The 20137-nt window shown below is 33.9% G+C and carries 15 protein-coding genes, 1 tRNA gene and 9 pseudogenes; 18 read left to right on the top strand and 7 right to left on the bottom strand.

The genetic code is table 11. The features are described from left to right. Nucleotides 1-147: 147 nt before the first annotated feature. Nucleotides 148-612, top strand: a pseudogene (locus tag ABWU62_RS07400) (IS5 family transposase); the annotation flags it as partial. Between the two features lie 222 nt (nucleotides 613-834). Continuing rightward, a pseudogene (locus ABWU62_RS07395) lies at nucleotides 835-1224 on the top strand (IS110 family transposase); the annotation flags it as partial. Here the strand turns inward: ABWU62_RS07395 and ABWU62_RS07390 are convergent. Then, nucleotides 1173-1313 (bottom strand): hypothetical protein, encoded by a 141-nt coding sequence (locus ABWU62_RS07390; RefSeq protein WP_353287995.1) that lies wholly within the window; start codon nucleotides 1311-1313, stop codon nucleotides 1173-1175. The pseudogene ABWU62_RS07395 and the gene ABWU62_RS07390 overlap by 52 nt on opposite strands. Between ABWU62_RS07390 and ABWU62_RS07385 the strand changes: the two genes are divergently transcribed. From ABWU62_RS07385 to prmC, 4 genes and pseudogenes are all read left to right on the top strand, one after another. Beyond that, a protein-coding gene (locus tag ABWU62_RS07385) for an IS630 family transposase (RefSeq protein WP_353287151.1) occupies nucleotides 1307-2312 on the top strand; the annotation gives its coding sequence in 2 pieces (ribosomal slippage) (nucleotides 1307-1768 and nucleotides 1770-2312; 1005 coding nt in all). The two genes, ABWU62_RS07390 and ABWU62_RS07385, sit on opposite strands and share 7 nt — an antisense overlap. Before the next feature lie 15 nt (nucleotides 2313-2327). Further along, nucleotides 2328-2885: pseudogene (locus ABWU62_RS07380) on the top strand (transposase); the annotation flags it as partial. Between the two features lie 239 nt (nucleotides 2886-3124). Next, nucleotides 3125-3421, top strand: a pseudogene (locus ABWU62_RS07375) (transposase); the annotation flags it as partial. A 74-nt stretch (nucleotides 3422-3495) separates the two neighbouring features. Next, nucleotides 3496-4347, top strand: coding sequence for a peptide chain release factor N(5)-glutamine methyltransferase (gene prmC / locus ABWU62_RS07370; protein WP_353287994.1), 852 nt, complete (start codon nucleotides 3496-3498; stop codon nucleotides 4345-4347). Here the strand turns inward: prmC and ABWU62_RS07365 are convergent. Continuing rightward, nucleotides 4258-4444 (bottom strand): annotated as a pseudogene (locus ABWU62_RS07365) (IS1 family transposase); the annotation flags it as partial. The gene prmC and the pseudogene ABWU62_RS07365 overlap by 90 nt on opposite strands. Nucleotides 4445-4674: 230 nt before the next feature. Between ABWU62_RS07365 and ABWU62_RS07360 the strand changes: the two are divergent. Beyond that, a complete protein-coding gene (locus tag ABWU62_RS07360) occupies nucleotides 4675-4920 on the top strand; it encodes a hypothetical protein (protein WP_353287993.1) in 246 nt (81 codons plus the stop codon). A gap of 16 nt (nucleotides 4921-4936) precedes the next feature. Beyond that, nucleotides 4937-5197: pseudogene (locus ABWU62_RS07355) on the top strand (transposase); the annotation flags it as partial. A gap of 10 nt (nucleotides 5198-5207) precedes the next feature. On the opposite strand, the gene ABWU62_RS07350 reads toward ABWU62_RS07355, so the two are convergent. After that, nucleotides 5208-6213 (bottom strand): IS630 family transposase gene (locus tag ABWU62_RS07350; RefSeq protein ID WP_353287090.1). Its coding sequence is split into 2 segments (ribosomal slippage): nucleotides 5208-5750 and nucleotides 5752-6213, totalling 1005 coding nucleotides; the frame shifts between segments, so codons are not numbered across the junction. An 81-nt stretch (nucleotides 6214-6294) separates the two neighbouring features. Here ABWU62_RS07350 and ABWU62_RS07345 point away from each other — a divergent pair. Continuing rightward, a pseudogene (locus ABWU62_RS07345) lies at nucleotides 6295-6843 on the top strand (IS256 family transposase); the annotation flags it as partial. Between the two features lie 35 nt (nucleotides 6844-6878). Here ABWU62_RS07345 and ABWU62_RS07340 read toward each other — a convergent pair. Further along, nucleotides 6879-8111, bottom strand: a complete 1233-nt coding sequence (locus tag ABWU62_RS07340) for an IS256 family transposase (RefSeq protein ID WP_353287494.1) — start codon at nucleotides 8109-8111, stop codon at nucleotides 6879-6881. 75 nt (nucleotides 8112-8186) lie between these two features. Here ABWU62_RS07340 and ABWU62_RS07335 point away from each other — a divergent pair. After that, nucleotides 8187-8620 (top strand): annotated as a pseudogene (locus ABWU62_RS07335) (transposase); the annotation flags it as partial. Between the two features lie 23 nt (nucleotides 8621-8643). Here the strand turns inward: ABWU62_RS07335 and ABWU62_RS07330 are convergent. Together ABWU62_RS07330 and ABWU62_RS07325 are read right to left on the bottom strand one after the other, a co-directional pair. Beyond that, a pseudogene (locus ABWU62_RS07330) lies at nucleotides 8644-9876 on the bottom strand (IS4 family transposase). 94 nt (nucleotides 9877-9970) lie between these two features. After that, nucleotides 9971-10942 (bottom strand): hypothetical protein, encoded by a 972-nt coding sequence (locus ABWU62_RS07325; RefSeq protein WP_353287992.1) that lies wholly within the window; start codon nucleotides 10940-10942, stop codon nucleotides 9971-9973. A gap of 123 nt (nucleotides 10943-11065) precedes the next feature. Between ABWU62_RS07325 and ABWU62_RS07320 the strand changes: the two genes are divergently transcribed. Together ABWU62_RS07320 and dcd are read left to right on the top strand one after the other, a co-directional pair. Beyond that, nucleotides 11066-12523 (top strand): TrkH family potassium uptake protein, encoded by a 1458-nt coding sequence (locus ABWU62_RS07320; RefSeq protein ID WP_353287991.1) that lies wholly within the window; start codon nucleotides 11066-11068, stop codon nucleotides 12521-12523. Between the two features lie 71 nt (nucleotides 12524-12594). Continuing rightward, nucleotides 12595-13152 carry a dCTP deaminase gene (dcd, locus tag ABWU62_RS07315; protein WP_006012513.1) on the top strand — a complete coding sequence of 186 codons (558 nt, stop codon included), beginning with the start codon at nucleotides 12595-12597 and terminating at the stop codon, nucleotides 13150-13152. Nucleotides 13153-13471: 319 nt separating this feature from the next. On the opposite strand, the gene ABWU62_RS07310 is transcribed toward dcd, so the two are convergent. After that, nucleotides 13472-14707 (bottom strand): metallophosphoesterase family protein, encoded by a 1236-nt coding sequence (locus tag ABWU62_RS07310; protein WP_353287990.1) that lies wholly within the window; start codon nucleotides 14705-14707, stop codon nucleotides 13472-13474. 190 nt (nucleotides 14708-14897) lie between these two features. Here ABWU62_RS07310 and ABWU62_RS07305 point away from each other — a divergent pair. The 6 genes from ABWU62_RS07305 (at nucleotide 14898) to virB11 (ending at nucleotide 20114) form a co-directional block, all read left to right on the top strand. Continuing rightward, nucleotides 14898-14985 (top strand) — tRNA-Leu (locus ABWU62_RS07305). Between the two features lie 20 nt (nucleotides 14986-15005). Beyond that, the gene (locus ABWU62_RS07300) at nucleotides 15006-16091 is read left to right on the top strand and encodes a GTP cyclohydrolase II (protein ID WP_353288191.1); all 1086 of its coding nucleotides are present in this window, start codon (nucleotides 15006-15008) and stop codon (nucleotides 16089-16091) included. Nucleotides 16092-16163: 72 nt separating this feature from the next. Then, on the top strand, nucleotides 16164-16844 hold the full coding sequence (locus ABWU62_RS07295) for a virB8 family protein (RefSeq protein WP_353287989.1): 681 nt from the start codon (nucleotides 16164-16166) through the stop codon (nucleotides 16842-16844). Further along, entirely contained in the window at nucleotides 16831-17622 is a 792-nt protein-coding gene (gene virB9 / locus ABWU62_RS07290) for a P-type conjugative transfer protein VirB9 (RefSeq protein WP_353287988.1), read from the top strand. Before ABWU62_RS07295 ends, virB9 begins: the two co-directional genes overlap by 14 nt. A gap of 16 nt (nucleotides 17623-17638) precedes the next feature. Continuing rightward, nucleotides 17639-19120, top strand: a complete 1482-nt coding sequence (locus ABWU62_RS07285) for a TrbI/VirB10 family protein (protein WP_353287987.1) — start codon at nucleotides 17639-17641, stop codon at nucleotides 19118-19120. Between the two features lies 1 nt (nucleotide 19121). After that, nucleotides 19122-20114 (top strand): P-type DNA transfer ATPase VirB11, encoded by a 993-nt coding sequence (gene virB11, locus ABWU62_RS07280; protein WP_353287986.1) that lies wholly within the window; start codon nucleotides 19122-19124, stop codon nucleotides 20112-20114. The last annotated feature ends 23 nt before the right edge of the window (nucleotides 20115-20137 follow it).

Genomic DNA, 20137 nt, shown 5'->3' with positions numbered 1-20137 from the left:
TATGGCTTTTTTTCCATTATTGTCTATTCGTTGCTTGTATAGCGGGAATTGGTATTAGAACCTGTTAAGAATCTTGGAAAGATGAGGTAAAATAGGCATAGATTTAAGAAAGAGGTATATCTATGCAAAAAAAATTATCCAAGTGATATAAGTCGAAAGCAATTTGAAAAAATCAGAGCAATTTTAGAAAATAGTAGAAAAAGAACAAAACCAAGAAAACTTGACTTATATCATGTATTTTGTGGAGTGCTATACGTTCTAAAAAGTGGCTGCCAGTGGAGAATGTTGCCAAAGAACTTTCCAAGGTGGGAAAACATATATTACTACTTTCAAACTTGGAATAAAAGAATGGAGAAGAATCAAGTTTACTAGAATTGGTCTTAAAAAAAATTAGTTGGAGAGAACAATGGTCGAAAAGAGAAAACCAGTTTCTGTATAATTGATGCCCAAAGTGTTAAAAATAAAGATACCGCTGAAAGTAAAGGCTATGATGCAGGTAAAAAGATTTCAGGCATAAAACGCCATGTTGCAGTTGATACGCAGGGTTTACCACATGCAATTTATGTAACAACAGCAGACACAACTGATCGTAGCAGTGCTATGAAAATTGTAAGTTAAAAATGTGATATAAAAGAGATAAGAGGGAAAGATAACCCTACTCACTATAGGAATAGGGCTATCACGGGCGTGTGCGACCGAATGAAAGTTGGTATTACAACCGTAGCCATCAAGGTAAACTAGCCCCATCTCTCGATACGTTTGAATAGTTGCATGGGACATATGTATGCACCCGTTTACAATCTTAAATTAATTAAACTATCGAGGTTATTTATTATGATTACATCTTATCAAAATTTCATTGGCATTGATATCGGAAAATTTAAAAATGTTGCTGCAGCTTATAACCAAAGGAGCGCTATCAAGTTTGACAATGATGCTACTGGTTGGCAACAGTTGTTTCAAAAATTTTCAGATATCCTACCTAATTCTCTAGTAACTTTAGAAAACACTGGAAAATATGAGCTTGGCTTAGCACATTTTCTTGTTGATAAGAATGTTGCTGTACATCGAGCTAATACTCGTAAAGTAAAAAGTTTTATCATATCACATGGAACTTTAGCAAAGACAGATCAATCAGATGCAAGAGCCCTTGCTCAATATGGTTTTGAACGCTATAGTGCTCTATCTCTATTTGTGCCTATGTCAAAAGAACAAACCGCCTTATACCAATTCCCGCTATACAAGCAACGAATAGACAATAATGGAAAAAAAGCCATACTGGAGTAAGTAAAATAGCGAGGTTTAGATGGCATTAAGATCAAAATTATTGGATGAAAAAGTGGTGGAATCAGCAAAAGAGATGCTGAAGAAAGTAAGAAATAATGCGTATGTTGCAAAAAAACTAAATGCTGTAATTGCAGCAAAAAAGCACAGTATAACAGCTGTAGCAAAAATATGTTGCATTTCGAGAAAGGCAATTACTACATGGATAAAGCACATAAAATTTGGAAGAGAAGAAAAATTATTTTCTCCACCTCAATGCCGTAGAAAAACTATATTGAACCAAAGTCAACTTGAACAAATTGAGGTGTGGATAGAGGAAAACCCCAATATTACTATTAGAGAAATGAGAATAAGAATCCAAGAAAGATTTGGTTTGAATATCAGCAAATCCACAATACATCGTAATATGCAAAGAATGAAATTCTCATATATCACACCAAGACCAGTTCATAGTGGACAGGATAAAAATAAGCAAGAGGAGTTTAAAAAAAAACCTCAATGAAACTATTGTCATGCATTCTGAAAAAGAGCTATTTTTCTTCGATGAATCACGGTTTGGTACACATTCAAAAGTTGGACATGGGTGGTTTAAAAAAGGCAGTAGGACACAGGTTAAGGTAAAATTAGGTAGGGAAAATTTTTATCTCTATAGTGCAGTTAATCCCAGAAATGGAGAGAATTTTAGCTTATTTGCACCAAACGTCAACACTGCTTGTATAAATATATTCCTTGAACAGATGTCGCAATATTTAGGAATACGAAAGGCTTTTCTCGTGATGGATTGCGCTAGTTGGCATAAGTCAAAAAGTTTAAAGATACCTAAAAATATCGAAATTATATACCTACCACCATACTCACCTGACCTCAATCCTGTTGAGAGGTTTTGGTTATATATAAAACAGAACATTTTGCGCAATAAAATCTACGATACAATTGTTCTGCTTGAGAGCGCTTTGTGTAAATTTATTACCTCTCTTTCCCCTTCCACGGTTAAACAACTCTGCAATGCTTCTTATTTGGTTCATTAATAATGAGAGTTGGTATTAGTTGCACTCTGTCAACGTCGTGATGACATTACACAAATGAGAACTCAAGAGAAATGTAGGCTTGCAGCACCTGAAAACGACTATATAAAGGAAAGTTGCCAAAAAACAATAGACTTTTTTACCAGTCAGATAAATGAGTTCAACGATGCCATACAAAGAATTATTGATAAAAATCCAGAGTTACAAAAGCGTCAAAAGATCTTGAGAACAGTGCCAGGAATAGGTCTCAAGTTATCACAAGTTTTTGTGTGTCTAATGCCAGAACTTGGCCACCTAAACAAAAAAGAAGTTGCAAGTCTTGCTGGAGTTGCTCCACATCCAAAAGAAAGCGGTAAAACTATTGGTTACCGAAGGATAACAGGTGGTAGAAGCAATGTTCGTGCAAAGCTTTTCACAGCTGCTATGGCTGCTGCAAGATCTAAATCTGCACTTGGTGCTTTTTATTCTGATCTTATTGGTAGAGGTAAAAAGAAGATGGTAGCTATAACAGCTCTAATGCGAAAAATCATAGTAATTGCCAATGCAAGACTTAAAGAAGCAATTAATATGAAATAAAAAAATCTGTATAGAAAATAGGTTAACGAATATGTGCGTCTACACACATTTAAAGCACATATTCGTTAACCATAAAATCTAAGCAGTGCTTGCTGTTTGATATAAATTTCTTTCTGTATAAACTAGGGTTTTTGTTGCCAAAATACATTTTTCAATTGAATAAAAATACAAAATTATCAACAAATGAGACTAAATTCAAAAAATTTTAAAAAACATAGTTGATGGTTGAAAGTGCGCAAGAAAATCTCTCTGAGGTCAAAAATGTACTTGTTGATGCAGGTTACACGGGAGAAAAATTTGCAACTCAAATAAAAGATATTATCGGTGCAACTGTTGAGGTTATAAAGCGCAGTGAGTTACATTCTTTTGTTGTGCTGCCAAAGAGATGGGTTGTCGAACGCTCTTTCGCCTGGTTGGAGAAGTGTAGACGACTTTGGAAAAATTGCGAGCGTAAACTTAATACTAGCCTACAGATGATTGTTCTCTCCTTTTACGAAGATTTTAAACAGGTTCTTAAACTTGACATTGGGATTTAGTGCAGCTACCCTAAATTCAAAACTCTATACTCAATTTTGCTGTTCTTACATACAAGGAACACGTTTTTAGAATAATGAAAACAATCAGCGCTTTAATTAAAGAAGGGTCAAAGCTACTATCGTCGCATAGAATTGAATCACCACATTTGGATTGTGAAATCATCATGCAGCGCGTACTTGGAGTAGAAAGATCATTCATAATCATGAATCACACCAATCAAGTACTAAGAAACAAAGAACTTCTATTCTGGAAATTAACAAAAAAAAGAGTAGAAAGATATCCAATATCGCAAATAGTAGGTAATCGTGAATTCTGGAGTAAAAATTTTATAGTTAACCAACATGTTCTAGATCCAAGGCCAGATAGTGAGACAGTAATTTCAACAGTGTTAAAATATTACCAAAATAAGAAGCAAAAAATAAAAATTGCAGATTTTGGCACAGGCACAGGCTGTTTGTTGATCTCCGTACTTAGTGAGTATGAATATGCTATTGGAATTGGTTTTGAAAAAAGCCTGGAAGCATACAAAATTACCTGCCAGAACACAAAGAAACATAATCTTCTCAGTAGAGCTAAAATATTTCCAAATTCGTGGACAGAATGCAGAGATTTATTTGATCTCATAATAAGCAATCCTCCATATATTAAAAGAAGTAAGTTAAAAGGTCTGCAAGCTGAAGTGCAAAAAGAGCCAAGAATTGCTCTTGATGGCGGTATCGATGGATTGAGCTGTTACTTGAGTATTTTTCCAATATTGAAAAAGTGCCTTAAAAAAGATGGGTTTGCGATACTGGAAATAGGCGAAGATCAAAGCAATATTGACAAAATAATACCCTCATATGGACTGGCTTTTCAGGAATACGTATACGACTTGGCTGGAATGAAAAGATGCATTGTTATAAAGCAAGATAAAAAATATGACTAGTAGAATGCTGGTTGCTTAAACTCTTGGAAAATGACAAAGTCTTTCTGACTAAACGTCCAATTCTTTGCCGCATTGTACAATTAAACCGCTCTATATAGATCAGAGTGTTTATAAACTTCAAGTATTGCTGGAAAATTTGTAGTATTAAGAGTCTAGCTTATCAGAAATAAAATTGCTATATGCTTGTGGTATACTTTGAAATAGTTTAGCTGCATCTTCACTGCCTCAACATGTAAGCCAATTATCTGTCTGGTTCATTGAACCTGCTGTAAGAGAGAGGGAATGGTTATATAACAGGGAGGTATAGCAAGAGAATAGAGAGGGAAGATGAGCTTAAATTACCATAATCTAAAAGAACATCCGAGAAATTTTCGAGATGTAACAGGTTTGACAATAGAAGAATTCGAAAAGGTTGTAGAAAAAGTGCGCCCAGAGTGGGAAAAAGTTCAAAAACAGAAGAAATGCCATGGAAGAACGTCAAGATTGCCTGTATTGGAAGACAAAATACTCTGTAGTTATGGGAACGTTCAAAAAAGTGTGTCAAACCGAAAAAAAAGTAATAAATTGATATAAAAAATGGAGGTTTGATATGAGTCAAGCAAATAGAACTACTGGTTTGGTAGATTATAAAGAATTAGAAACAAATATCCTGTCATCTATACGAGAAGGAAGACCATTGACAGGAAGAGATGGAGCATTAACACCGTTTATAAAAAGGTTGCTAGAGGCAAGTCTGGAAGGTGAAATAGAAAGCTACATGTCAGCTGAAAGTGAAGAAAATAACCGAAGAAATGGGAGAAACGCAAAAACTTTACGCACGAGTGCAGGCTCATTTGAGCTGCTAATACCAACTCTCATTATTAATGAACCAAATAAGAAGCATTGCAGAGTTGTTTAACCGTGGAAGGGGAAAGAGAGGTAATAAATTTACACAAAGCGCTCTCAAGCAGAACAATTGTATCGTAGATTTTATTGCGCAAAATGTTCTGTTTTATATATAACCAAAACCTCTCAACAGGATTGAGGTCAGGTGAGTATGGTGGTAGGTATATAATTTCGATATTTTTAGGTATCTTTAAACTTTTTGACTTATGCCAACTAGCGCAATCCATCACGAGAAAAGCCTTTCGTATTCCTAAATATTGCGACATCTGTTCAAGGAATATATTTATACAAGCAGTGTTGACGTTTGGTGCGAATAAGCTAAAATTCTCTCCATTTCTGGGATTAACTGCACTATAGAGATAAAAATTTTCCCTACCTAATTTTACCTTAACCTGTGTCCTACTGCCTTTTTTAAACCACCCATGTCCAACTTTTGAATGTGTACCAAACCGTGATTCATCGAAGAAAAATAGCTCTTTTTCAGAATGCATGACAATAGTTTCATTGAGGTTTTTTTTTAAACTCCTCTTGCTTATTTTTATCCTGTCCACTATGAACTGGTCTTGGTGTGATATATGAGAATTTCATTCTTTGCATATTACGATGTATTGTGGATTTGCTGATATTCAAACCAAATCTTTCTTGGATTCTTATTCTCATTTCTCTAATAGTAATATTGGGGTTTTCCTCTATCCACACCTCAATTTGTTCAAGTTGACTTTGGTTCAATATAGTTTTTCTACGGCGTTGAGGTGGAGAAAATAATTTTTCTTCTCTTCCAAATTTTATGTGCTTTATCCATGTAGTAATTGCCTTTCTCGAAATGCAACATATTTTTGCTACAGCTGTTATACTGTGCTTTTTTGCTGCAATTACAGCATTTAGTTTTTTTGCAACATACGCATTATTTCTTACTTTCTTCAGCATCTCTTTTGCTGATTCCACCACTTTTTCATCCAATAATTTTGATCTTAATGCCATCTAAACCTCGCTATTTTACTTACTCCAGTATGGCTTTTTTTCCATTATTGTCTATTCGTTGCTTGTATAGCGGGAATTGGTATAACACCAAGAGATAGGGAGGGAAGCTTTGAACCACAAATAGTCAAAAAAAGGCAAACAAGCCTACATCCAGAACTTGAAGCAAAGGTCTTAAGCACATATGCCAGTGGCATGGGATACAGAGATATAGCTTCACATGTTGAGGAAATATATGACCACAAAATATCAGCAGCAGAGATATCTAGTATTACCGATAAACTGCTACCAGTAATCAATGAATGGCGCAGCCGCCCACTGCAATCAGTGTATCCAATAGTATTTATGGATGGCATGTTTTTTAAGGTCAAGGAGGACGGACATTGCATAAGTAAATGTATGTATAATATATTGGGCATAAATCAAAATGGCAGAAAAGAAGTATTAGGTTTTTATTTGGCTGAAAGTGAAGGAGCTAACTTCTGGTTGGGAGTACTAAATGACCTCAAAGAAAGAGGAGTAGAAGATATTCTAATTGCCTGTATTGATGGGCTAAAAAGCTTTCCTACCGCTATAAATAGTGTATTTCCTAAAGCAGAAGTACAGCTATGCATAGTGCATCAGATAAGGAATTGGGAACGTTCAAAAAAGTGTGTCAAACCGCATTTTCAATTCAACTCAATTTTTAACCTGCCAGGAAAAAAGATATCAAGTTGAGACATAGTTAAAGCCCAGTTAGGCAAAGCAGTAATCCACTTTTGCTCTACCTTTTTTATAGCACAATATACCTGTTTGTACAAGGCATTTGTACTGGTAAATGAACCTTTAGTTTTAGTAAATTTTCTGATCTGTCTATGCAACCCCTCAATTGGATTGGTGGTGTAAATCATCTTCCTAACTGGCCCAGAATACTTAAAATAACTAGATAAATTTTCCCAATTGTTTTGCCACGATTTTGTAACTAAGGGATATTTTTCACTCCATTTTTCTTCCAGCTCAAGCAAATAATTCTCAGCGATTTCTTTACTTGAAGCACGATATATTTTTTTCAAATCATTCATGAAAACTTTTACATCTTTGCTAGATACATATTTCAGTGAATTCCTTATCTGATGCACTATACATAGCTGTACTTCTGCTTTAGGAAATACACTATTTATAGCTGTAGGAAAGCTTTTTAGTCCATCAATGCAGGCAATTAAAATATCTTCTACTCCTCTTTCTTTGAGGTCATTTAGAACTCCCAACCAGAAGTTAGCTCCCTCACTTTCAGCCAAATAAAAACCTAATACTTCTTTTCTGCCATTTTGATTTATACCCAATATATTATACATGCATTTACTTACGCAATGTCCGTCCTCCTTGACCTTAAAAAACATGCCATCCATGAACACTATTGGATACACTGATTGCAGTGGACGGCTGCGCCATTCATTGATTATTGGTAGCAATTTATCAGTAATACTGGATATCTCTGCTGCTGATATTTTATGGTCATATATTTCCTCAACGTGTGAAGCTATGTCTCTGTATCCCATGCCACTGGCGTATGTACTTAAGACCTTTGCTTCAAGTTCTGGATGTAGGCTCGTTTGCCTTTTTTTGACTATTTGCGGTTCAAAGTTTCCCTCCCTATCTCTTGGTGTTAGCAGCTCAAATGAACCTGCACTCGTGCGTAAAGTTTTTGCATTTCTCCCATTTCTTCGGTTATTTTCTTCACTTTTAGCTGACATGTGGCTTTCTATTTCACCTTCCAGACTTGCCTCTAGCAACCTTTTTATAAACGGTGTTAATGCTCCATCTCTTCCTGTCAATGGTCTTCCTTCTCGTATAGATGACAGGATATTTGTTTCTAATTCTTTATAATCTACCAACCCATTAGTTCTATTTGCTTGACTCATATCAAACCTCCATTTTTTATATCAATTTATTACTTTTTTTTCGGTTTGACACACTTTTTTGAACGTTCCCAAGGAAATTCACTGAAGTATGTATCTAGCAAAGATGTAAAAGTTTTCATAAATGATTTGAAAAAAATATATCGTGCTTCAAGTAAAGAGATTGCTGAGAATTATTTGCTTGAGCTGGAAGAAAAATGGAGTGAAAAATATCCCTTGGTTACAAAATCATGGCAAAACAATTGGGAAAATTTGTCTGGTTATTTTAAGTATTCTGGACCAGTTAGGAAGCTGATTTACACCACCAATCCAATTGAGGGATTGCATAGACAAATTAGGAAATTTACTAAAACTAAGGGCTCATTTACTAATACAAATGCCTTGTACAAAAGGTATATTGTGCTATAAAAAAGGTAGAGCAAAAGTGGACTACAGCTTTGCCTAATTGGGCATTAACTATGTCTCAGCTTGACATTTTCTTTCCCAACAGACTGAAAATTGAGTTGAACTAAAAATGCGGCTTGACACAGTTTATTTAACACTCCCGAAAAATGAGCAAATTTATTGAACTCAAAGTTGATATTCTTGTTTTTCTATATTTATCTTTTAAGGAGAATTTTGACCAGGTTGAGATGAGTTTTTTGAGGAAAATTTGCACTTTACTGACTACACAATTTAATGTTAAGAATAGCTCTCTAACTCGCCTTTTAAGCTCAATAAATTCCTTTGTTAGACTAACCCTTTTTTAGTTCTGTACAACCCATGAAACATAAGAATCGCACACAATTTAGCATATAATTCACATAATACCCTATATGGCTTTCCTTTTAGTTTATCAAGTCCTATATGGCTCTTATATAATTTAAATAATTTGCCATCTTACTCGGTAAATTGTTAACAGCACTAATTTTACTTCTTGGAACATTAGTTTTGACCAATCCAATAACTTTTGATTCCTTTTAGAAGATCATGTGATTTTGCTAATCTATTAGCCTTCCTTCTCCTTGCCATATTCAGTTAGCTTTTATTCTTACTCTAATCTTTGCTTCTTTTCCTAATAATACCTCAGTTTCTAAAAATAGCTTACCCTCTAAACATTTCAGTAACTCCATTTTTTGATTTGTTTCTATATCATATATATTGGTATCAACGACTAATAAAATAAGCTCCTGTTTCGTTAATCTGTTTAAAAGAACTTGGCACAAAATAACCAAGATCAGATATTAGCAAATCGTTACTTGATATATTACTCAAATGTTCCCTATATCCTTCTTATTCCCTCCGTTATGTTTAATTGATCGAATGTCTGATTTAAGTAGTCGAAAGCTAATTGCAACTTTATCCCAGACTTGGTATCACTTTCATAGCCGCTGTAGCTGGTACCATATCCTTTATACATATTCTTCATACTGTTAGGTAGAGCTACTGTCCAGTAATTTTACGCTATTAAATAGCTGTAGGATTTTGCAATCAACTTGCAAGATATTTTTAAATAGAACTATAGATTCATTATACATCCTTTTCATAAATTCCACTGCCTCTTCAGTAAACCTAAAATCTAGACCCTGTTTTGTTATTACTACAGATGCTTCGTTTAATAATTGGCACATTGTATCTATGCTGCAGTTTGCAACTCCTATATTACCCCAAATTATAGCTTTTATGAATGATGAACTACTCAATTTTCTCTTCCTTTTCTGTTTTAATTATTTGCTCTCTCATTGAAAAATTTGTTGAGGTAATTTGATAAGCAAGTTATTTTATTCATCATTAGTTCTCTCACTAAAATATATCCGAGAGAACTTATACCTTGTTATCCTATCTTCTTCATACCTTTATTTCCTTAACTTGACGCGTATGCTTTATTTAACACTCCCTCTTTTTTTGTTCAATTGAGAGAGTTGTGCGTTTTGTAGAGCATGTTTGGTTCTAGGCTTCTCTATAGCTATTCCACGATTTTCTTCTATGCTTTTTTGTTCTGTGTAATCCTTAACTTCTTGAATAAAATCTTCAAGCCACTTCTCACTACCTATCTTGGCATGTCGTTGTTGCTCACCTTTAAGAAGTTTTATTACATCTGCATCTTGATTTTCAGGAGCTCTTTGATTTTTAAGCCACAAGTCACGAATATCAGGAGAAGCGTTTTTCAAATGAGCTTCAAAGGTTGCTTTTTTGTCTTTTATACTTTCTTCTTGTTGATCTTGATGGAATTTAAACCAGAAATCGCGAATATCAGGAGAAGCTTTATCCCAAAGAAGTTTACTAATTTCTTTTATATTTCTCAGATCTTCTTGTTTCAATCTTTTACCATCACCTATATATCGTTTATTAAGACCAACTTGTAAAGGATAAAGTAAAAGGGTAGTTTTGCTCTGTGAATGTATAGGTCTATTTAAAATCATTGCTAGATTTGTATCGCAATCTTCTAATACTGCTTTAACTTTTTTAACATCTAAATAATCTATTGCTTGACGTAATTTGTGATGAAGATCACTCATTCTCTTTAAGTTTTTCACTTTTTGCATATGCGAATCATCACTTACTTTCGCTTCTTGCATAGCTAAACCACTTGGAATACTCTCAATTTTTTGCTTCATTTTCTTTGTATATTGGTTAATTTCCTTTTGGTTTTTTTGGAATGTAATAAACTGTAAAGTGGTACAATGGTTAGGCAAATCCTCTTGAAACTTTTCTTGTATATCGCTAGGCAGTTTGCTTTTCAAAACTTCTTGTATATCGCTATCGTGATTACTTTCTATACTCTCAAAGTTGCCTTGTATAGCTTCACTAATTAATGAATCTCGAATTTCTTTTTGTCTGCCAGTTAATAACATACCTTACCTCTATCTCTTATGGCAAATTTAGCGCTATGATTATACGTATTTATAATCAAGTCAAGAGAAAAATTAGCAAAGCGGTTGAAGTTTTAATAACATATAGCTTTCACAGTACTGTCTATGGAAAGTCTGCAAGTTTTACGTTTAATTGCGTTTATTGTGGGAATTTTTCTATTGTTGTTTGGCGTAGCAATGCTTATTCCTGCTATTACTAATAATTATCTAGGTTACGAATGGAAAAATTTTCTGGTTGGATTTATAGTTACCTGCACATTTAGTGCAATTTTTATTTTATTGGGTAAACTAAGTAAGTTACATGGAATGCCGGCAATTTTTGCGATTACCAGCTGTACCTGGATTGCATTATCTCTATCTGCAGCTATTCCATTTTATCTTGATAATCTAAGCTACATCGATGCATTATTTGAAGCAGTATCTGGCATTACGACCACAGGAGCAACTGTGTTTGGCGATATTGAAAAACAATCTCCAGGAATACTGCTATGGAGAGCAATGCTGCACGGTATAGGGGGTTTTGGAGTAATTACTATAGGAATTGCAGTTTTCCCCATATTTAAAGTTTTGAGCTTAAATAATTTACTCTATTCTGAGTACTCAGATGCTCTTAAAAGAAAGTTACCACATACGCGAAGCGTAGTAATACATATTGCAGAAATATATTATGGCCTAATTTTATTGTGCATATTTTCGTACTATCTAGCTGGCATGCCATTATTTGACGCAGTATGTCACGGAATGTCCGCTGTATCAACTGGTGGATTTGCTAACTATAACGATTCTATAGGCTACTACAATAACCCTATATTGGAGGTCATAACAATTATCTTTATGATTTTAGGCTCTTTACCTTTTCTGAGCTATTTAAAAATTATAAGACGATTAGACGTTTGTTATGATGAACAGTTCTCTTACTTTATTAAGATAGTTGTTATCTCATCTTTGCTTGCTTGTTTTTGGTTATATAAAAATTTTGACTTAGGAGTATTTTTATCATTTAGGTACAGCACATTCACCATTACCTCCTTTATCACATCAACTGGCTATGTAATGTGCAACTACTTGAATTGGAGCTTTATTTCAGTCTTAGCTTTCTTTTTAGCCTTTATTGGTGGATGTGGTGGTTCTGCTAGTGGTGGAATCAAAATCTTCCGTTTAGTCATTTTTCTAAAGTCTATAAGGAATTACTTTAGCTCTTTATTAAATCTAAGTGAAAGCGATAGAGTAAAACTCAATGGTAAAATACTGGAAAATGATGAAGTTCAATCCGTCTTTACGTTTTTTGCGATTTACATGTTAACGTTCGCTATATCATCAATAGTGATGTCTTACTTGAGCAATGCGGACTTTATAACTAGCATCAGCTCTGTTTCTGCAATGCTTACAAATTCTGGCCCAGGGTTTAGTAACCTAATAGGTCCTTCAGGTAATTATTCCTCCTTTAGTGGTGGAGTAAAGCTATTTCTATCGTTTTTGATGCTGCTTGGCAGGCTTGAAATATTGCCAATTTATTTTTGTATAGGTAGTTTATACTGGAAACTTTGCCATTCCAGAGTGTAACGCTAATTCAGGTTTACATTTAAATTCCATTACATATTATTATAAGTATTACAAAACTTTAAAGGACAATTATGGCAGTTATGCCAGACAAATGGATAAGGGAAAAGGCTGAAAACTCTAGAATGATAGAGCCTTTTGTGAATCATAAAAGCAGTAAGGGTGTTGTATCTTTCGGATTATCATCTTATGGCTATGATGCAAGAGTTAGTAATAAGTTTAAGATTTTTACTAATGTTAATTCAGCTATTGTAGACCCCAAGAATTTTTCTGAGAATAGTTTCATAGATAAGGAAACAGATGTATGTATAATCCCACCAAATAGTTTTGTACTTGCCAGCACGGTGGAATATTTTCGTATACCAAGGAATGTACTGGTAATTTGTGTTGGTAAATCAACTTATGCAAGATGTGGTATTATAGTAAACGTCACACCTTTAGAGCCTGGATGGGAAGGTCACGTCACACTTGAATTCTCTAACACTACTCCACTTCCTGCAAAAATTTACGCTAATGAAGGAGCATGCCAATTTGTGTTTTTAAGCGGCGAAAGTGAATGCGAGAAATCATATGATGATATGAAAGGAAAATATATGAATCAGCATGGTATCACTTTGCCGCTGGTGAAATAATCTGTAATTGCGGTAAATTTTTGATCATTGGCAGCCACTTCTCCACACTGCTTCCATACATATTCTCAACTTCTCCTCGCTTTTACTGTGTATTCCTTTTGTGCTCTTTAAAACGGTAACTTCTCTATATTTATTGTCATTAGGCTAAGTTACCGCTTTTTCCCATTTTTATACTTCTTGACCTTGATTAATTTGACCTGCTAACATTTTGTTTACAGGGCCTGCTATTAACTCTGCACAATTTATTCTCATGGCAAAAACTTCTTCTATACTTTTTTTCGGCAAGGTCAGTAATGGATAACAACAAATAGTCCTAATTTTAATTTGTTTTAAGTTTAAAGTCTTTCGTTAGGTTTGCAGAATACATTTCCTTATTATCTTGGTTATAGAAAGTAAATTTGTGATCGTCTAAACCTAATATTGCAAAGCCAAAGCCGAAAAAGTTTCTAACTTCGTGTGCTAAGTAATTTCTACTATTTGGATAGTTAAATTCTACGTTTTGATAAACAGGTTCCTGATCTTGAGCGTGTAATAATGCACTGCCGTTTCCAACTATAATCTGATCTGGAACATTATCCATTAATAAAATCTGGGCTATGTGAATGTGGCCAGAAACTATGGTAGTAACATTGCTTGGAAATTTATCTCCAAAAGCTTCAATTTGTGTAAGATTACCATGGCTTTTTAATGTCAAAAATTCTTTTTTTGGAGATCTCCAAAGTGGTTTATGAGTCAAAAACCACGTGGGCTTATCTTGTATCAATTTATCAAACTGCCTCTCAAAAGCATCAACTGTGCTTTGGGTTGTAAAAATTTCCTCACCGGATGAAGAGTCGAAGATAAAAAACTTCATCGGCCCAGCATCTAAGAACCAACTGGAAATAAGATCTTCACATTTTTGAGGGAAAAAGGGATATGAATCTAAATATCTGAACCATCCTTCATAAGCTCTATTACAACTCTCATGATTTCCACGAACAAAAAGAAAAGGAGATTGTGTTAAAATATCTTTTGCAGGCTCAAACCAATCAGCGTACCAAGCTTCTTTGCTATATCCATAAATATCGCCGCACTTTTTTGTGTTTCTACATTTTGTTTGTCTATAATGATAATCACCAACATGGATAATTAAATCTGGTTTATGAAAAGCGATTGAATCTAAATTTTTTTTCAAAGGCCAGCTATCTACAGAATTACATTCTTGCTGAAATAACATATTTATTCTACATCCTGTATCGCCAATGAAGGCAATTTTGCTGATCTTTTCCGCTAATACGGGAACTTTTATATTGTCAATACTAATGTTTTGAGCATTTGTTTCTACTATCAGTTCACAAACTGTTTCGGTATTGTTAATTGAGCTGCGATTTAGCATTTCTACTTCCTTATTATCGACGTAAGCAATGGGACACATGTTATTGTCTATAATCGCACGTATGCTTAATTTATTTTCTGGAATGATTTGAGACCATGTGTACAATATTTGTGCATGAGTGGAGTGAAAGCTAATTGTAAGAGATAGAATTAAAAAAATGAAGATATTAGCTACTTTCATTTGTATAAAGACCTAAATTAAGAATTAGTAGTAAGATTATCTTAAATGATTAAAGTTTGTAACCATAAAATTCATAGTTAAATTATACAGGCATTTCCTAAATTATCCTAGTATCAGATTGACACTTTAGATGAAAAACCCTAAAATGATTAAGTAATTTAAGGTAATTATATAAAAACTAGAATAAAGTGCGGTCGTGGTGGAATTGGTAGACACGCAGCGTTGAGGTCGCTGTGGCTCACAAAGCCTTGGAAGTTCAAGTCTTCTCGACCGCACCAAGTTGTTTGGTGTAGGTGAAATGTTTATAGAAAATCAAAGTAGAAATAAAGTAGAAAGGGCCATCAGTGAAGTCAGGCGTGGTCTTCCAATTTTAATATATGATGATGAAAATAACTATCTATTGCTTGCTGCTGCTGAAACTTTAGAAAAAAATTTATTTAGTCAATATAAGCTTATATCAGGTAATGTGTATGTTACTTTGACTGCAAGTAAGGTAAAATACATATGTCAGAGTAAAGAACATAGTAGCAAACGTCTGTTGGTGAATAATTTTGATGAACTGCTCCATTTGATAAATTGTTCAAAGGAAGATTGCATAAAAGAATTGCAACGCTCAAAGACAATAGATGAATATGCTATTGCCTTGCTTAAATTCTCAGAATTATTGCCATACGCATTAGTGGCTGATATGACTTTTGAGAATAAACATGAAATGCGAAATTGGTGTGAAGAAAATGACATTATTGCACTAAATACGTTGCTTGTGAATGATTTTCAACAAAATCATAGTGTGTATGAAGTGTGCAAAACATCATTATTTTTAAAGCAGACTCAAGAAGTAGATATCATATCTTATAGAACCAAAAGTGGCGGAAGAGAACATTATGCAATTATCATTGGCAATCCAGATAAAGATAATGAGCCATTAGTGAGAATTCATTCTTCATGCTATACAGGAGACTTATTAGACAGCTTATCATGTGATTGCAGAAGCCAGTTACATCAAGCGATTCAAATAATGACTGACTTTGGGAATGGCATTATATTATACTTGATGCAAGATGGGAGAGGCATTGGTTTAACTAATAAGTTAAGAGCATACAGTATGCAAAGAAAACATAATCTTGATACTGTTGATGCAAATAGAGTATTGGGTTTTGAAGATGATGAAAGGAGCTTTGCTGTTGCAGCTAAAATGCTTAAGAAATTGAACATTAACAAAATACAATTACTTACAAACAATGGTAGAAAGTTATCAGAGTTGAAAAATAACGGTATAGAAGTTACAAAGTGTATACCACTTATTATGGAACGCAATGAATATAATGATTCATATATGGAAACAAAATTTGGCAAGTTAGGCCATGGATTAAGGGTTTGTTAGCTTTTTTGTTATAACTACTTTGTTAGCTTGCTATGTTCATTAATATAAGTTAAGATTTTTAAGAATATTGAGATGCTGAAATTTTTAAAACAAGAAAAAAGTAATGGGTCATTGGATAAGGATATAAATTGGAATTCAAGTCGCTATAGCACAGTTGTTGCTCAGAGAAATACTTTACTTTTATTTACATTAATATTACTAGTTGCAATTTCTATAAGCATATTAGCTATATTTAAAATTAGCACAAGTAGCACTATTGAGCCATTCGTTATAGAAATTGACAAAAAGTCAGGAATAGTGCAATTGGTTGATCCTGTTACAGTAAAACAATATTCTGCAAATGAAACGCTGAACGATTATTTTATTTCAGAATATATAAAAGCAAGGGAGGTTTTTGACCCATATAATTATAATTATAATTATTATACAAAAGTAAGGTTGTTTTCTTCGCCTAGTGTATATAGTGAATTTAGCAATTATATAAAATCGCAGAATATGAATGACCTTTTTAATTTATATTCAGATGCTAAAGGTGAGTTGAAAATTCGTTCAATTCAAAAATTAGGTAATGATGCTCTTCAAGTGAGATTTTCTATAGAATTTACACGAAAAGATGGAAACTCCTCAAGGAAAAATAAGATAGTTGTGATGTCATATAAATATGCATCGCTTGAAATGAATGATCAGCAAAGATATATTAACCCGTTAGGGTTTCAAGTTATTTCATATAGAGTAGATGATGAATATGTGTAGGATATTGTTAGTTTTAGCTTTACTAATAAGTGGCAACTTAAATGCATCTATTAATAATAAACCTATTTCTGTAGATAGTAGAATAAAGACCTTTGTATATAGCCCTAATGAGGTGTTTACAGTAATTTTTAGTCAAGGTTACTATTCTTATATTGAGTTTGCAGAAGGGGAAAAAGTCAAAAATATTGCTGTTGGTGATGCATCAAGTTGGAAAATTAATCCTTATGATAATAAACTGCTTGTCATGCCATTTGAAGTCAGTAGTCGCACTAACATGATTATTACGACAACTAAAAAGAGAAATTACATTTTTGATCTAATTTCAAGACCAAATTACGATAAATACCCAGATGCTGATGCTAAAAAAGTGGATCATGATTATTCCGTCGAAAAGGATATATCTTACGTAATACGTTTTTATTACCCTCAAGAAGAAGATGAATTTGATGTTGATTTAGATGAGGTTTCTTTACCTACTCAAATGCAATACATTATAGAAAAGCCAGAAAAAATGATACAAGAAAATAATACAAGGTACAACTATACATATATTGATGAAGGTAGTAACGTAGATATAGTTCCAATTGAGTTATTTGATGATGGTTATTTAACCTATCTAAAGTTTAGAAATAGTAATAAAATTCCTCAGGTTTTTATAGAAGGGGAATCCTGTAAAAGGCTGTTATTGGATGGTTATGTTATAATAAAAGGAGTACATAAAAAGCTATTAATGCGTTATGAAGGTAGTGAAGTTGAAGTTATAAATAGGTCACTTTAGTTGTGGTACATGTAATATGAATAAAGAAAGGCATAATAGTGTAGAAGATGAATCAGAGATAGAAAGCAAGGTAGTAACAGTTGGCTCTAATCAAGGTTATAAGGCATTGATGATAGTTATTGTAGTGCTCTTAGTTGGTGGAGTGTACTATCTTTATTTTAGTCCTTCTAATAAAGAGGGTCCAGAGATTGTTAAAAAAGAGGAAACAAAGCAAAACATTCAAGAATTGAAAGGAAAGTTAGAACAAGTTCCAGATAATGTAGTAGTTTCCGAGAGGATAGCAACTGATCTCTTGCCACCCTTACCTCCTCTTCCTATTCCACAAGTCATACCAGAAGTAAAACAAATCAAAAAAGAGGAAGTGACAAAAAAAGAAGAGCAACTAAAAGAAATTCCCTTGTCAAATATACCTGTTTTACCAAAGCAAAATTTTCCTTCTGGTAATGTTATTAGCAATTTGCCTACTTCATTTCCTACAATAGGAAGCGGAGGTTATCCTAGAGAAAGGCGTAGTGCACAAATGTTAGCAATTTCAGGTAGTAGCGGGGAAGATAAAGCTACAGATGCTATTTTATCCAATACCTCAGCACAGTCGAGCAAAGCTACCAAAGCTGGAAAGCTTGGTTTAATGATTATTCAAGGTAAAGTTATTGACGCTATTCTTGAAACTGCAATAAGTTCTGACTTACAAGGAATGCTCCGTGCTGTTGTTAGTAGAGACGTTTATGCAGAAACTGGTGATACAATTTTAATACCAAAAGGCTCAAGGTTAATAGGTGGTTATTCATTTGACTCAAACGTTGCAAAAGCTCGCGTGAACATAAATTGGAATAGGATCATTCTTCCTCATGGTATAGATGTTGCTATTGCATCATCTGGTGCCGATGAGCTTGGAAGGGCAGGGATAGCTGGAATAGTTGATAATAAAATAGCAAGTGCATTATTCTCTTCAGTGGCACTTGCTGGTGTTTCGATTGGTTCATCTGTTATAGGGCAAAAGGCTTCCAATCTTATTGATACGCTAACTCCTATGAATGCCGTAAGATCAATCACTGCAACTGAAATAGATATCTCTCCCCTTAAAGATATTATTGGTAAAAAGAGCCTTTCTAAGGAAGATGAGGAGAATGCAAAGAATGATAAGTGGAAACTTGGGCTTGGAGCTATTAGGAAAATTAAGAATGCATCTAATGAACAAAGCTTAATTGAGATATTTAAGCAGGTAATAAGGGATTTAGGTTTAGTCTCAGTTGATGGCAGTAAAGTTGATGAAATAACTTTGGAAGATATAAAGCAATTATTACAGAGACAAGGGAGCAAATCTGTTTATGAAGAGGCAATTGGAAAATCAATCGATGATTTTTCTAAAGATATGCGAGATATAGTTGATAGGAGTGTAGATAAAAAACCAACTATTTATGTTAATCAAGGAACTGCATTGAAAGTGTTTGTTAACCAAGATATAGTATTTCCTCCACAGTCAATATTAAATAACTGAGATGAACTATGCTGCACTTGACACATATTTAGAGCCATTACAAGGGATATTTCAAGAAGAAGGCGTAAATGAAATATCGATAAATAAGCCGAAGGAAGTATGGATTGAAAATCGCGGTGAAATAAGATGCGAAAAGTTAGAAATATTTGATCTTAACCATTTAAAATCTCTTAGCAGGTTGATTGCTCAAGCTACAGAACAAAAACTGAGCGAAGAAGCACCATTGCTTTCAGCTACACTACCAAATGGTTATCGTATACAGATAGTGTTTCCTCCAGCATGTGAGCCTGATAAAGTAGTCATTTCAATTCGTAAACCTTCTTCTATGCAATTGGCATTGGATGATTATGAAAAAATGGGGGCTTTTTCTGAAACTGTTATAGGAGTGACCGATAATCCAGTAGATCGTCACCTAGATTTACTACTGAAACAAAAAAAAATAAAAGAGTTTTTAGAATATGCTGTAATAAATAAGAAAAATATCATAATCAGTGGTGGAACTTCCACTGGTAAAACCACTTTTACTAATGCTGCTTTGCGTGCTATTCCATTTGAAGAAAGAATTATTACTGTTGAAGATGCGAGAGAGATAGTTTTGAATGATCATCCCAATAAAGTCCATTTAATTGCCTCTAAAGGAGGGCAAGGCAGAGCAAAAGTGACCACTCAGGATTTGATAGAGGCGTGTTTGCGTTTAAGACCAGATAGAATAATAGTTGGTGAGCTGCGTGGAGCAGAAGCTTTTAGTTTTCTCAGGGCAATAAATACTGGTCACCCAGGGTCAATATCAACTCTTCATGCAGATAGTCCGGCAATGGCTCTTGAACAAATAAAATTGATGGTGATGCAGGCAAATCTTGGTATTCCCCCAGACCAGATTATACCATACATTAGAAATGTGATTGACATTGTTATTCAGCTAAAAAGAATTTGTGGGGGTAGAAGGATCATTTCTGAGGTATTATTTACTAGATCTTCAAATGGAAATGCTTAAATTTATACGTAAGTTAAGAAAAA

It is taken from the genome of Wolbachia endosymbiont (group B) of Gerris lacustris (genome assembly GCF_964028355.1).
Classification (GTDB): Bacteria; Pseudomonadota; Alphaproteobacteria; order Rickettsiales; family Anaplasmataceae; genus Wolbachia.
Note: the sequence above shows the minus strand (reverse complement) of the source record. Positions and strands in the feature narration are given on the sequence as shown.